General features: G+C 71.4%; 12 protein-coding genes. 7 read left to right on the top strand and 5 right to left on the bottom strand.

The window, feature by feature from the left end:
* Positions 1–28: 28 nt before the first annotated feature.
* The 5 genes from NITAL_RS08095 (at position 29) to NITAL_RS08075 (ending at position 6,822) form a co-directional block, all read left to right on the top strand.
* Complete coding sequence (locus NITAL_RS08095) at positions 29–1,051, top strand: Gfo/Idh/MocA family protein (RefSeq protein WP_052665609.1); 1,023 nt, start codon at positions 29–31, stop codon at positions 1,049–1,051.
* Positions 1,052–1,128: 77 nt separating this feature from the next.
* Entirely contained in the window at positions 1,129–2,349 is a 1,221-nt protein-coding gene (galT, locus tag NITAL_RS08090; RefSeq protein WP_052665606.1) for a galactose-1-phosphate uridylyltransferase, read from the top strand.
* Between the two features lie 116 nt (positions 2,350–2,465).
* A complete protein-coding gene (locus NITAL_RS08085; RefSeq protein ID WP_052665603.1) occupies positions 2,466–3,827 on the top strand; it encodes an ABC transporter substrate-binding protein in 1,362 nt (453 codons plus the stop codon).
* 131 nt (positions 3,828–3,958) lie between these two features.
* A complete protein-coding gene (locus NITAL_RS08080; protein ID WP_052665600.1) occupies positions 3,959–5,620 on the top strand; it encodes a carbohydrate ABC transporter permease in 1,662 nt (553 codons plus the stop codon).
* A 2-nt stretch (positions 5,621–5,622) separates the two neighbouring features.
* A complete protein-coding gene (locus NITAL_RS08075) occupies positions 5,623–6,822 on the top strand; it encodes a carbohydrate ABC transporter permease (RefSeq protein ID WP_052665597.1) in 1,200 nt (399 codons plus the stop codon).
* A 61-nt stretch (positions 6,823–6,883) separates the two neighbouring features.
* On the opposite strand, the gene NITAL_RS08070 is transcribed toward NITAL_RS08075, so the two are convergent.
* The 4 genes from NITAL_RS08070 to NITAL_RS08055 all read right to left on the bottom strand — a co-directional run bounded on the left by NITAL_RS08070 (position 6,884) and on the right by NITAL_RS08055 (position 10,797).
* Positions 6,884–7,555, bottom strand: a complete 672-nt coding sequence (locus NITAL_RS08070) for a hypothetical protein (protein WP_052665595.1) — start codon at positions 7,553–7,555, stop codon at positions 6,884–6,886.
* 203 nt (positions 7,556–7,758) lie between these two features.
* On the bottom strand, positions 7,759–8,520 hold the full coding sequence (locus NITAL_RS08065) for a hypothetical protein (protein ID WP_052665593.1): 762 nt from the start codon (positions 8,518–8,520) through the stop codon (positions 7,759–7,761).
* 136 nt (positions 8,521–8,656) lie between these two features.
* Positions 8,657–10,342: a methionine--tRNA ligase gene (gene metG, locus NITAL_RS08060; protein ID WP_052669523.1), complete on the bottom strand. Its 1,686-nt coding sequence runs from the start codon at positions 10,340–10,342 to the stop codon at positions 8,657–8,659.
* 41 nt (positions 10,343–10,383) lie between these two features.
* On the bottom strand, positions 10,384–10,797 hold the full coding sequence (locus NITAL_RS08055; RefSeq protein ID WP_052665591.1) for a winged helix-turn-helix transcriptional regulator: 414 nt from the start codon (positions 10,795–10,797) through the stop codon (positions 10,384–10,386).
* A gap of 116 nt (positions 10,798–10,913) precedes the next feature.
* Here NITAL_RS08055 and NITAL_RS08050 point away from each other — a divergent pair, with 116 nt between their 5' ends.
* Positions 10,914–11,783 carry a S1C family serine protease gene (locus NITAL_RS08050; RefSeq protein ID WP_052665589.1) on the top strand — a complete coding sequence of 290 codons (870 nt, stop codon included), beginning with the start codon at positions 10,914–10,916 and terminating at the stop codon, positions 11,781–11,783.
* A gap of 72 nt (positions 11,784–11,855) precedes the next feature.
* Complete coding sequence (locus tag NITAL_RS08045; RefSeq protein WP_157041705.1) at positions 11,856–12,824, top strand: alpha/beta fold hydrolase; 969 nt, start codon at positions 11,856–11,858, stop codon at positions 12,822–12,824.
* A gap of 19 nt (positions 12,825–12,843) precedes the next feature.
* On the opposite strand, the gene NITAL_RS08040 is transcribed toward NITAL_RS08045, so the two are convergent.
* On the bottom strand, positions 12,844–14,136 hold the full coding sequence (locus NITAL_RS08040; protein WP_169786781.1) for an ABC transporter substrate-binding protein: 1,293 nt from the start codon (positions 14,134–14,136) through the stop codon (positions 12,844–12,846).
* Position 14,137: the final 1 nt, after the last annotated feature.

Raw genomic sequence — 14,137 nt, 5'->3', positions numbered from 1 at the left:
GCGTGACACCGGAGGAACGGAGAACGTCATGGTCGAGCGCCTGAGGATCGCCGTCGTCGGTACCGGCCCGTGGTGGGGGCGAGAGCACGCGCGGGTCTTCAGCAGGAGGCCCGACGTGGAACTGTGCGCGATCGTGGGCCGCACGCTCGAGCGGGCGGAGGAGCGTACGGCCGAGTTCCCGGCCCGGCCGTACGCCGACCTCAGCGAGATGTTGGACCGGGAGAAGCCCGATCTGGTGTCCGTGTGCCTGCCCAACGAGGCGCACTTCGAGCCGACGATGCAGGTCATCGAGGCGGGCGTCCCGTTGCTCGTCGAGAAGCCGTTCGTCTTCGAACTCGACGAGGCGGACAGGCTGCTCGCGGCCGCGGCGCAGCGCGGGCTGTTCTTCGCCATCAACTTCAACCACCGCTACGCCCGCCCCGTGGTGCTGGCTTCCGAAGCCATCGGGCGCGGCGATCTCGGCCGGATCGTGTTCGCGACGTGGCGGTTCGGTGGTGAGGCCGGTACCAGCGCGCACCCGCACGCCAACCTCATCGAGACCCAGTGCCACGGCCTCGACATGCTCGAGCACCTGTGCGGCCCGATCCGCTCGGTGATGGCGCAGATGACGGATGTGACCGGTCGTGGCTACTCGTCCCACGCCATCGCGCTCGGCTTCGAGTCGGGCGCCGTCGGCAGCCTGCTCGGCTCCTACGACACGTCCTACGCGTACCCGGGCACCCACCACCTGGAGGTGAACGGGACCGAGGGGCGACTGCTGGTCGAGGACACCGTGCGGCGGTTCACCCTCAGCCGCAGCGGCGACGAGACGCGGCAGGTCTGGGAGGCCGGCTACTTCAACGATCGTGAGCGGGACTTCCACGCGCTCTTCGAGGTGTACGTCGACCGGATGCTCGCCGCGTTCCGAGCGGGCCAGCAGCCGCCGATCCACGCCACCGCGGGGCGTCGCGCTCTGCAGTTGGCGCATGCGTCCATCCGCTCGTTCGAGTCCGGCGAACGTGTCGTGGTGACCGGTACCCCGACGCCCGAGGACCTCCGCGGAGCTTCGTAACCGGAAGTACGGCCCCGATAGTACGTAGTTATCCGGAACCTCTTGACAAGGTTTCGAAACCAAGCGAAGCTCTCGGGGTGGAGACCGAAGCCCTGCCCCGAACCGACCTGCGCCACGCCGATGGCCGCAGGTTGTCGCTCTACGGAGCCCACGCCGGCCACCAGCTCCCGAGCGACGGGGCCCCGCCCGCGCCGGCGGCCATCCACCTGCGCCACGATGCCCTGACCGACCGCTGGGTCGCGATCTCGCCGGCACGCAACACGCGGCCGGATGCCGACGACGCCCCGCCCGTCGTCGCAGCGGGCGATGCGCCCGCGGTCGAGGCCACGGCACCGCCGGTCGCTGGCTGCCCCCTGTGCCCTGGTGGTCCCGAGGTGCCGTTCCCGTACGACGCCGCGGTGTTCGAGAACCGGTGGCCCACCCTGGTCGCCGACCCACCCGCCGCGCCGGAGCTGGAGGGGCCGACCGCACCCGCCCGCGGCCGCTGCGAGGTCGTGCTCTACACCTCGACCCACGAGGGGTCCCTCGCGACCCTGTCGGGCCGGGAGCTCGCGCGTGTCGTGGCCATCTGGACCGACCGGACCCGCGAGCTGTGGGCCGATCCGAGCCTGCGGTACGTCCTGCCGTTCGAGAACCGCGGCAACGAGGTCGGCGCGACCCTCCCCCACCCCCACGGCCAGATCTACGCCCTCGACCACCTCCCACCGGGGGCGGGGCAGCGCGTCACGGCGCTGCGTGAGCACCGGGACCGTGCCGGCGCCTGCCTGCACTGCGAGGTCGTAGCGCGGGACGCCGCCGCGACGCAGCGCACGGTGGCCAGCAACGACTCGTTCACGGTGACCGTCCCGTTCGCACCCGACTGGCCGTTCGAGCTGCACGTCCGCGCGCGGCGCCACGGGGCGCGCCGGCTGACCGACCTCACCACCGCCGAACGCCACGACCTGGCGATCGCACTGCGCGACGTGGTCCACCGCTACGACCGGCTCTACGACGAACCCATGGCCTACCTGATGGTGGCCCAGGAAGCACCCCGGGACGTCGACGGCGACCCCGCGGCCGACTGGCACCTGAGCTTCGAGTTCCTGCCGCCGCACCGGGCGCCCAACAAGCTCAAGGTGCGTGCCAGCGTGGAGACCGCGGCGGGGCTGTTCATCAACGACACCGTCCCGGAGGCCTCGGCCGCGGCGCTCGTCGCCGTCGGCGGCCCCGACCCCACGGTGCACGACCCGATCCCCGACGTCCAGGTGGTCACCCACCACACCGTCGGCACGGACACCGAGGACGTCCGGCCGCCCTGAGCGGCCGGGACGCCGCTGCGCCACCTGGCGCCGCTGCGTGCACCACCACCCGGGGGGGCGGGTTCACGCGGATCCCGATCCGAACCGGTTCGGGTCACAGAACGAAAGAGGGAGAGATGCGCACCAAGCGAGCGCTCGCCGCCGTCATCGCGGCAGCCACCGTGCTCACCGCCTGCGGTGGTAACGGTGACGATGGAGCTGACGACACCGACGGCACGGCCGCGACCGACGACGGCGCGGCCGACGATGGTTCGGCCGGTGAGGGCGGCGAGGTGGCCCTCCGCTGGCGGACCCGTCCCGACAACCAGGCCGAGATCGACGTCTACCAGTCGGTCAGCGACACCATCGCGGCGGACTGGGACGGCGTCGAGCTCGAGTACGAGCCGGGAGGGACCGAAACCGCCTCGTACCAGGATGCGCTCCGGACCGAGATCGCCGGGGGCACCGCTCCCGACGTGTTCTGGATCCCGGGGACCGACATCGCCGACTTCGCCAGCCGCGGCCTGATCCTGGACGTACGTGAGCTCGCGGCCGCCAGCGACGCGTACGCCGGTGACGACGCCTACTACGACGGCCCGATGGAGCTGCTGACCTACGACCCCGAGTCGGGCAGCGCCGGCCAGGCGCTCTGGGGCCTGCCCCGTGACGTGTCGACCTTCGGGCTCTACCTCAACCTCGACCTGATCGCGGAAGCAGGTGCCCCCGACCCCCGCGAGCTCGACGCCGCCGGGAACTGGAACTGGGACACCTTCCGGGAGGTCGGCGAGGCGGTCAGCGGTCTCGGCGACGAGATCTACGGGTTCGGCATGAACAACTGGTGGGCCAACCCGGGTATCTGGATCAACTCGGCCGGTGGCAACTTCTTCAACGCCGACCGCACCGCCTGCGCGGTCGACAGCGACGAGGCGATCCTCGGCCTCGAGTTCATGACCGGTCTCTACCAGGACGACCTCGCGGTGCCCTACGGCGAGGACTCGCAGCCTCCGTTCCAGGCCGGCCAGGTCGCCATGCAGCTGACCGGCCGCTGGTCGACACCCGCGTACCGGACCATCGAGGAGTTCGAGTGGGACGTCGTCAACGTCCCGGCCGGTCCCGCCGGTGCGGTCAACTGGACCTTCTGGGGCGCCTACGTGGTCAACGCCAACACCGACCACCCGGAGGCGGCGTTCGAGCTGCTGACCCGCCTCACCGACGGCGAGGTCCAGGGCCAGATCGCGGAGCTCGGCGCCAACATCCCGTCGCGCACCGATGACCCGGACACCATCGACACCTTCCTGACCTACACCCCACCGGCGAACAACCAGGCCTTCATCGACGGGCTGAACAGCTCCGTCCCCGAGGGTCCGCTGTGGCAGGGCGACTGGCCCGCGTTCGACACGATCCTCGCCCCCGCCATCGAGGGCGTGGTCTCGGGCTCGCAGTCGCTCGAGGACTTCCAGGCCACGATCTGCGGTCAGCTCGACCCCACGTTCGACTGACCCCCGACCCGGGGCGCTGCGCGAGCCCGTACCGCGCAGCGTCCCGGCCCTCAGCGGTGTGCCGTGACCAGCCTCTCCAGGTCACGGCCCACCCCCGAGGGAGGGAGCCCTCACCGCCCGAGGAGGCACCTGTGTCCCCGTTCGCCTTGCTGAGCTTGCGACCGCCACGCGTGCTGCACGCGTCGAGGTGGCTCCGGTGGTTGCTGGTGTGGCGTGTCGTCCACACCGTCATCGCCCTCGTCGCCGTCCTCGTGGTGCTCGGATCCGAGGCGATCGCGGGTCCGGCGCGCATCGCCGCGCTGACGGCGGGTGTCACCTTCGTCCTGCTGGGCGTGACCTCGTCGATCGCGCTCACCCGGGGACGGCACGTCGGACGGACCCTGTCGCTGGCGGCCGACTACCTCACCTTCGTCGGCGCGGTGGTCACCCTGCTGCAGACCAACCGGGTCTTCGTCGGGCTCGACGCGCTCGGTGCGACCTTCAGCCGCGGCGTGCCGTTCCTGCTGCTGGCGCTGCTGGCGTGGATCATCGGCGGCCTCGTCGCGGGCGAGGGACGCCCCAGTCCGGCGGCGAAGGTGCTGCGCTGGATCACCTGGCTCGGCGTCGTGGCCGCGCTGATCGCCGTCGGGATCCTGCCCGGCCTCGGCACGTTCCTGGCGCGGACCGCCCGACCGCTCGGTCTCGCGCTCCTGCTCGTCGGCACCACCAGCTGGTACCTCGCCTGGCGGACCTTCCAACGCGACGTGGGCAACCACCTGCGGGCCAGCAACCGCAGCCAACGCACGCTCGACGGGCTGTTGTTCGTCTCGCCCAACCTGCTCGGCTTCGCGGTGTTCTTCGCCGGTCCGCTCCTGTTCAGCCTCTTCGTGTCGCTGACCGAGTGGGATGCCTTCGGCGATGCCGACTTCGTCGGGCTCGGCAACTACGCGAAGATCCTGGCGCTCAACGTGCAGTTCCTCGGTGCCGGCGAGAGCGCGACGTCGGCACTGCCGGGTGGCTACTTCGAGTGGTTCTCCCTCGGCAGCATCGTCGTCGGGGCACGCGATGTGATGTTCTGGACCTCGATCCGCAACATCGTCGTGTTCACGCTGTTCGCGCTGCCGCTGTCCACCATCCCGGCGCTCTTCCTCGCCACCCTCCTGAACTCGAAGGCGCCGGGCATCAAGGTGTTCCGGGCCATCTACTTCATCCCGTCGATCGCGGGGGTGGTCGCGGTCGCGCTGATCTGGCGGCAGTTGTTCAGCGCGACGACCGGCTGGCTCAACTACCTCATCAGCAGGGCCGTCGCCTTCGTCAACGGCCTCCCGCTGCTCCCGGAGGTCACCGACCCGCGCCTCCAGTGGTTGTCGGACGCCGACATCGCGCTGTTCTCGCTCGTGATCGTGTTCTCGTGGATGTTCCTCGGCTACAACGCCGTGCTGTTCCTCGCCGGCCTCCAGGGCGTCGACCCCACGCTCCACGAGGCCGCGATGCTCGACGGGGCGAACCGATGGCAGCGGTTCCGCAACGTGACGCTGCCGACGCTCAAACCCACGACGTTCTTCGTGGTCGCCTCCACGGGCATCCTCACCCTCCAGCTGTTCGGCGAGAACGTGGTCCTGTTCCCGACGACCACACCGATCGGCGCCGGTCCGGAGAACTCCACGTTGACCCCCGTGGTCTACCTCTACGACCAGGGCTTCCGGCGGTTCGCCTTCGGTTACGCCTCGGCGGTGGCCTGGGTCCTGTTCGTCCTGATCTTCCTGTTCACCCTGATCCAGTTCCGACGCCAACGCGAAGATGTGGGGAGCTGACCATGGCATCCGTGAGCGGCTCGTCCCAGCGCCACCGCCTCAACCGTCTCGGGCTCTACCTCGGGCTGTCCGCCTTCGGGATCGTGATGGTCTTCCCGTTCGCGGTGGTCGCGTTCGGGTCGCTGAAGGACGTCGGCGACGTCACCCGTTACCCGCCGCGCCTGCTGCCCTACACCCAGGACACCGCGGAGGTCGACGGCGAGGACCGTCCGCTGTACCGCGTCGACGGTCAGGAGCGGGTGCTCGTCGAGCAGCTCCAGATCGGGGTCTTCGCCGACCCCGCCGACCCCAGCGACACGGTACGGGTCCCGACGGCCGACGCGGAGCGCCGCGGTGGCTTCCTCGACACCGAGACGGTCGAGGTCGACGGCGATGAGTACGAGCTGTACGACGTCGTGGTCGATGGCCAGCAGCGCCAGCTGATCCAGGTCGGGTCGACCACCGAGGGGATCTTCGCCAGTCCCGACGATCCCACCGACACCGCCCGCACCAACGTGCGGACCGCCGAGACCGTCGACAGCCTGGCGGTCCACACCGACAACTTCCGTCGCGTCCTCGAGGTCCAGAGCCTCGACCGCAGCCTGACCAACACGATGCTGGTCACCCTCCTGGTGGTGGGTGGCACGGTGCTGACCTCCATCCTCGGCGGGTACGCCTTCGCGCGGATCGAGTTCCCCGGCCGGGACGCGATCTTCCTGGTCTACATCGGGTCGATCATGGTGCCGTTCGTGATCCTGATCATCCCGCTGTACCAGCTGATGGTCGCCCTCGGTTGGATCAACTCGCTCGCGGCGCTGGTGTTCCCCTTCTTCTTCAACGCCTACGGCACCTTCCTGATGCGCCAGTTCTTCGTGTCGATCCCGAAGGAACTCGAGGAGGCCGCTGTGATCGACGGCGCGTCGCGCTGGACGATCCTGTGGCGCATCTTCGTACCGCTGTCGATGCCGGCGATCGCCACGCTGTCGACGTTCATGTTCCTCTACGCCTGGAACAGCTTCATCTGGCCGTTCATCGTGATCGGGGGCGGCAACCTCGACAACCACGTGCTGACCGTGTCGTTGCAGCAGCTCGGCGGTCGGGCAGCGGACTCCCCGAACCTGATCATGGCGGGCGTGATGATCGCGATCGCGGTACCGGTCACCGTGTTCGTCCTCGCCCAGCGCTACTTCGTCGAGAACGTGGCCAGCAGCGGGATCAAGTGACACGCCGGTGACGTGACCGGGCGCCGGCGGAACCCGCCGGCGCCCGGCAGCTCACGACGCGTCAGTGGTGACTCGGCTCGTGGCGACGGTGGCCGTTGTCACGGTGCTCGTGCTCGGCCGGGTCGCGGTCGTCGACGAGGTCGCGGAAGGACGGCGGTGCCTCGGCCTGCTCGGCCGGGTCACGACCGACCAGCGCGGTGAACAGGACACGGCTGCCGAGGAGGGCCTGCCGGTGCTGCTCGGTGGTCGGTGAACTACCTTCCTGGTCCGGGCGGGCACGGCTCGTGCGGTACCGGTCGACGGCGGCGGGGTGGTCCGCGCTGAGGTCCTGGAGCCGCTGCTCGGCAGGGACCTCCGGGTAGCCGCGGCACTCAGCGACCTCGTCGAGGAGCGAGTCGGCGCTCCGGACGGCGGCCTCCGGCGCGTCGACGAAGCTGGTCTCGATGGCCTCGAACCGGGCACGGAAGGTGCTTCGTTCCCCCGAGCTCAGCGGACGGAGGTCGAGCGCCTCGCGACGGGCTTTGCGGTCGCTGAGCTGCTCCTCGGCGCGACGTTCGCTGCCGGCCCGGTCGACCGCGCGGGCGTAGTCTGCCCCGCCGTGCCGCTGCTTGAGCTCGGCCCGGCGGCGGCGACGGCGACGGCGCACGAGGAACAGCACGATGGCGGCCACGATCGCCAGGACCGCGACCACCGCCACGGCGATGACGATGATCTCGTTGGTGGTCAGGTTCACGGTTCGCTCCGGGTGGGGGGCGCAGGGTCGGTGGGTGGTGCGCAGACTCGCGCGCCGACCACCTTCAGGACACGCAGCCTGACGCCCCCGGCCGGTCGACGGGGGAACGCGCACTCGACCCCCGCCCTCCTCGCCGGCGGCCACCCCCGTGCGACCGGGGCCGACCCCGCCCGTTCGCCGGGGGGTGCGCGGTCACCGCCTGCTCACGCCTCGGAGCGACGAGGCTGCGGGTCGACCGGCTGCTGCTCGGAGCGCGGACCGTCGGCGGGGAGGTCACGCTCGATGGGGTCGGCACCGCCGGCGCGTTGCTCGGCCGGGACGTCCTCGTCACCGTGATCGCGCAGATCGAGCGTCCGGCCCTCGTCGGGCTCGCGACCGTCCGGCGTCAGATGGTCGTCGAACGGCGCCGCAGGAGCGTCCTCGTGGTCGTCGTCGGCCGGAGCTCCGAGCAGTGCCTCGAAGAGACCGCGGGCAGCCAGCAGCCGGCGGCGCTCGTCGTCCACGCTCGACCCACCGCTCGCTGCCCGCCGGTAAGCGTGCACCTCGTCGGAGTGGTCCACGGCGAGGTCGTCGAGACGTCGATCGGCGGGAGCGTCGGGGTAACCCCGAGCGCGGGCGAGGTCGTCGAGCAGCACGTCCGCGCCCCGGACGGCGCTGGCGGGACCGTCCACGAAGCTCGCCTGCAGGGCCTCCCACCGCGCGAGGAGGCTGCGCCGCTCCTCGGCGTCGAGGTCACGGAGGGCCATCCGGTCGTGTCGTTCCTGCCGGGCCTCGAGCTCCTGCTCCGCGTCGGTCCGCGAGTCCGCGCGCTCGACGGTGCGGTCGTACTCGGGGCCGTAGCGGCTGCGCAGCCGGTCGCTGCGTTCCTGACGCTTGCGGCGGCGGAGCACGGCGGCGATCACGGCGACGATCACCACGATCACGACCGCCGCGATGATCCAGGGCAACAGCTCGGCGAACTCCAACGGGGTGGCTCCGGTCGGGGTCGACCGACACCCTGCCCCGTGCGCAGCCCCTCGTACCCCGGTCGGTCGGGCGGAACGCGCGCCGGGCGGTCACCTGCCACCGACCGGCCCCGGCCGGTCAGCCAGCGTCGGCCGCTCAGTCGGCGTCGACCTCGGTCGGCAGCTCGACCTTGCGGAACAGCGGCGTCGGCGTGCCGAGCTGCGTCCCCGCGGCGACCTCGGGACGCGACCAACCGCGGCCGCTCAGGTCGCCGTCCCCGCCGAGCCAGCGGTCGAGCTCGGCGCTGCCGAACGGCACGTACGGCGCGAACGCCACGTTCAGCCCGGCGATCGCCTGGAGCGCCACCCACAGCGTGGTCGCGGTGCGGGCCCGGTCGGTCTTGGCCGTCTTCCACGGCTCGAGCGCGTTGAGGTAGGCGTTGGCCGCTTGGGCGCCCGCCATCGCCTCCTTGAGGGCCGCGCGCAGCTCCACCCGCTCGAGCAACCCCTGGGCGGCTGCGAGGCGGTCGTCGACCTCGGCGAGTAGGGCGAGGTCGCGCTCATCGGGGTCGACCGGCTCGGGCACGACGCCGTCGAACTGCTTGCCGGTCATCGCCAGCACGCGGTTGACCAGGTTGCCCCAGGTCGCCACCAGCTCGTCGTTGATGCGCCGGACGATCTCGTCGGTGGTCAGGTCGACATCGTTGTACTCCGGCAGGTTGGTGGCCATCGCGTACCGCAGGGCGTCGGGTTGGTACCGCTCGAGCTCGTCGAGCAGGGAGCCGCCGACGCCCTTGGACTTCGACGCCTTGGCGCCCTTGAAGGTCACGTACTGGTTGCCAGGCACGTTCGTCGGCAGGTTGAGGTCGCCGGCCCCGAGCAGCTGCGCCGGCCAGTAGACCGCGTGGAAGGGGATGTTGTCCTTGCCGATGAAGTAGTAGCTCTCGGCGGCGGGGTCCTCCCACCACGCCTTCCACGCGTCCGGGTCACCCTGCGTCTGCGCCCACTCCTTCGACGCCGACAGGTAGCCGATGACCGCGTCGAACCAGACGTAGATGCGCTTGTCCTGCGGGTTGTCGAGCCCCGCGTCCTCGGGCAGCTCCACCCCCCAGGCCAGGTCACGGGTGATGGCCCGGTCGTGCAACCCGCCGCGGACGAACCCCTGCGCCCAGTTGATCACGTGGTTGCGCCAACCCTCGCGGGTCGCCAGCCACTCGGCGACCGGCTCCTGGAGCTTGGAGAGCAGGATGAACCAGTGGTCGGTCGCACGCGGTTCCGGCGTGGCGTCCGAGAGCTTCGAGCGCGGGTCGATCAGATCGCCCGGGTCGAGGGTCTTGCCGCAGGTGTCGCACTGGTCGCCGCGAGCGTCAGTCGCGCCGCAGTTGGGACAGGTCCCCTCGACGTAGCGGTCCGGCAGGAAGCGCTCGACCTGCGGGTCGTAGAACTGCTCGGTGGTGCGGATCTCGAGGTAGCCGTTGTCGCGCAGGGCCTGGAACATCTCGCGCGTGACCTCGTGGTGGTTCTCGGTCATCGTGGAGGTGAAGCAGTCGAAGCTGATGCCGAGCTCGTCCCAGTACCGCAGGAACTCGGGGTGGAAGCGCTCGACGATCTCGCGCGGGCTGACGCCCTCGTTGTCCGCGCGCACCGTGATCGGCGTGCCGTGCGCGTCGGAGCCCGACACCATCAGCACCCGGTCGCCGTTGATGCGGTGGTAGCGGGCGAACACGTCGGCGGGCAGGTACGCCCCGGCGAGGTGGCCGAGGTGCAACGAGCCGTTGGCGTACGGCCACGCCACGGCGACCAGGATGTGCCGCGAACCTGCGGTGGGGGTGTCTTCGCTCATGAGCGCGAGCCTATCGACGGCCACCACCGCCTCGGACGCGCTCAGAGCCGCACGAGGCCCTCGTCCCCGACCGTGACGTCCAGGTCGCAGCTCGGGCACCGCCAGCCGACCTCGAGCGTCGTCCCGCACGTACGATGCACCGGCGCGAGCGACGGGTCGGCCCAGGCCGCCAGCAACCGGAGGGCGCCGGACAGCTCACGTCCCCGCCGGGTCAACTCGTAGACGACCCGGAGCGGCCGCCGCTGGTAGGGGACGGCGACCACCAACCCGTTGGCCTCGAGCCCCCGCAGACGATGGGTCAGCACGTTCGGCGCGATCGGGGCGACGTCGCGGGTGAGGTCTCCGAAACGTCGCGGCCCGGCGAGCAGGGCGTGGACGACCTGCAGCGTCCAGCGGTCACCGACCTGCACCGCTGCGGCACGGACGGCGGCGCCCTCGGCCTCGTGTACGGACACCGGTCTGCCTCCTGCGCCGCCGGGGCGCAGGGTCGACCCATCGCGCCCGCGGCAGCGTACCGTCCACCGGGCAGTCACTTGCGATGTGCAAGCGACAAGGAGAACCAGGAGCCCTCGTGAGCGCGCTCACGGAACTGCAGTCAGCCGTGGCGGACGCCGCCACCAGCCTCGGACCGTCCGTGGTCGCCGTCGGCCGCGGCGCGGGGATCGTGGTCGGCCCCGACCGGGTCCTGACCAACGCCCACAACCTCACCGATCCGGAGGTGGTTCCCGTTCGCTTCGCCGACGGGCGCCGCGCCGACGGGACGCTCGCCGCAGCGGACGTCGACGGTGACCTCGCGGTCGTCACGGTCACCACCGGCGGTGCACCGGTCGCGCCGTTCGCCGACGAGGGGCCGCAGCTCGGCCAGGCGGTCATCGCCTTCGGTGCCCCGCGAAGCGGGTCGAGCCGCGTCACCGTCGGGTTCGTCTCCGCGGTGGAGCGCAGCTTCCGTGGTCCTCGTGACCGGCGGATCCACGGGGCGGTGGAACACACCGCCCCGCTCGGACGGGGATCGTCCGGCGGCCCCATCGTCGACGTCCAGGGCAGGGTGGTCGGCATCGACACCCACCGCCGGGGCGACGGGTTCTACCTGGCCCTGCCGAGCTCGCCGGTGCTGGCGGCGCGGATCGACGCGCTCGGGCGCGGCGAGGCCCCGGTCCGTCGTCGCCTCGGCGTCGCCGTCGCGACGTCGGAGGTCGCTCTGCGGCTGCGCGCCGCCGTGGGCCTGCCGCCCCGTGACGGCGTGCTGATCCGTGACATCGACGAGGACGGCCCCGGGGCCGCCGCCGGGTTGCGGGTCGGCGACCTGCTGGTCGCCGGCGACGGGCAGGACCTCGACGGGCCGGAGGCGCTGCTCCGCCTCCTCGACGAGGCCGGGCACGGTGCGATCGTCCTCACGGTGCTGCGTGGCGCGGACGAGGTGACCATCACCGTGACCGACTGAGCGTGCACAGCCGCGAGGGTGGCCACCGACGCCGGGGACAACCGGTGGCAGCTCGGCTCCGAACCAGCGAGGATGCCCCTCGCTCGCGCGCTCCCCGTGCTCGCCCTCGTCGCCATCGCGGCCGGAGGTCCCCTGCTCGTGCCGTCCATCCCCGCTCCCGGTACGTCGCCTGCCCGTGCGCTCGGTGACGACGACAGCCGCTTCGCCTCCCTCGCCGGCGTCGAGGTCCACCACAAGGTCGCCGGCGACCGCGGGGATCCGGCGGTCGTGCTGCTGCACCACTTCTACGGCAACGTCTCCACGTGGCGCCACGTCCAGCGCGCGTTGTCGGACCGCTTCCACGTCGCGGCGTTCGATCGTCCGGCCTTCGGGTTGACGCAGCGGCCGCCCCGCGAGGCGTGGAACGGCACCAACCCCTACACCCGTGCGACGTCGGCGCGGATCACCGTCGAACTGCTCGATCGCCTCGAGGTCGACCAGGCGGTGCTCGTGGGGTCCTCCGCGGGGGGGACCTCGGCGCTCGAGACCTACGCCCGGTCCCCCGAGCGCGTCCGGGCGCTGGTCCTCGTCTCCCCCGCCATCACCGGTGATGTCGGACCGCCGTCCTGGCTCCGACCGGCGCTGCGCACCCCGCAGCTGCGTCGGATCGGCCCACGCATCGTGCGTCGCGCAGCCGGTGAGGTCACCGTCGAACGCGTCGCCGGATCGTGGTTCGATCCGTCACGTGCCACCGAGGAGGACGTCGCGGCCTACACCCGACCGTTGCAGGTCGACGGGTGGGACGTCGGCTACTGGGAGCTGTTCGCCGCCGACCCGCCCCCGAACCTGTCCGCTCTGCTGCCCCGTATCGACGTGCCGACCCTGGTGGTCTCCGGCGACAGCGACCCCGTGATCGCCCCGCGGTTCAGCCGCCGGACGGCGCAGGCGATCCCCGGCGCCGAGTACGTCGAACTCAAGAGGTGTGGTCACACGCCGCAGGAGGAGTGCCCCGAGGCGTTCGAGGCCGTCGTCCGCGACTTCCTCGACGGCCTCCCGGGCTGAGCTGACCGCCGCGCGTTCGTCACCGCACGGACGCGTACCGGTCGTCGATGTTGCGCAGCGCCTCATCGAGCTCGATCTGACCGGTGACCCAATCGGTCATCTCGCTCCAGAAGGACCCGGGCTGCGCGCTGGAGCCCACGTCGCCCGGCATGAGGTCCGAACCGTCGAAGCGGAACGCGCTCGCGTCGGCCAGCAACGCTGATGCCTTCCGCGCCGAGTCGCTGGCGTAGGCCGTGTCGTCGAAGACCGGCGCGAAGGGCGACAGGAACCCTCCGATCGCGGCCCACGCGTCGCCAGCCTCCGGTGTGGCCAGGAACCGGATGAACGTCCGTGCCGCCTCGTTGTCGGTGTACACGGCCGCGAAATCCCCGCCACCGAGGGCTGGCACGTCACCTCCGTCGATGGCGGGGAGCGCGAAGAAGTCGTAGTCCGTTCCGAAGGTGGCGTCCGGGTCGATCTGCTCGATGAAGCCCTCGATGAAGGTCGCCTGACGGTGCAGACCGCACGCAGGGTCGTCACCGAGGATGCCGCCCACCGACGTGCCGAACGCCTCGCGGGCGATCTGCTCGCGGCCACCGGCCACCTGTGCGTCGTCGGTCCAGATCGGCACGAGGTAGGCCTCGAGAGCGCTGGACACCTCGGGGGAGGCGAACGCGAGGTCGCCCGCCACCCAGCGGTCGTACCCGTCGAGTCCGATGGTCCGCAGCAGGATGTCCTCGACCCAGTCGGTCGCGACCCAGCCCGTGCCCTCACCGGACTCGATGCCGATGCACCACGGGGTGAGCCCGTCGGCGACCATCCGATCGGTGAGCGCGGTCAGCTCGGCCCAGGTCGTCGGCACCTGGTACCCGCCGGCCGCGAACGTCGCCGGGCTGTACCAGACCAGCGACTTGTAGCTCAGCCGCATCGGCTGGGCGTGGTAGACGCCGTCGAAGGTGACCAGCTCGGCCAGACCGCCGACCATCTGCTCGGCGATGGCGTCCGCGTCGAGGTAGTCGAGCGGCCGGAGCAGCCCCTGACGGTGGAAGTCCTCGAGCAACCCCGGCTGCGGGTGCAGCAGGATGTCGGGCGGGTCCTCCGCGGCCAACCGTGCCCGCGCCAGGGACCCGAAGTCCGTGGACCCCTCCTCGGTGATCGCGATGTCCGGGTGCTGCGCCGCGAAGGCATCGAGGAGCGCACCGAGGCCGGCGACGTCGGCCTCCCCCGTGAACGCGTGCAGGATCGTCACCTCACGATCGACCGCTTCGACACCCGGCCCGTCCACTCCGTCGCACCCGGCGGCCGCCAGCGCCACCAGGACCGCAGCGGCCACC

The sequence above is a fragment of the Nitriliruptor alkaliphilus DSM 45188 genome (assembly GCF_000969705.1).
Lineage (GTDB): Bacteria > Actinomycetota > Nitriliruptoria > Nitriliruptorales > Nitriliruptoraceae > Nitriliruptor > Nitriliruptor alkaliphilus.
The sequence above is the reverse complement of the archived record's forward strand: the minus strand, read 5'-3'. Positions and strand labels throughout refer to the sequence as shown.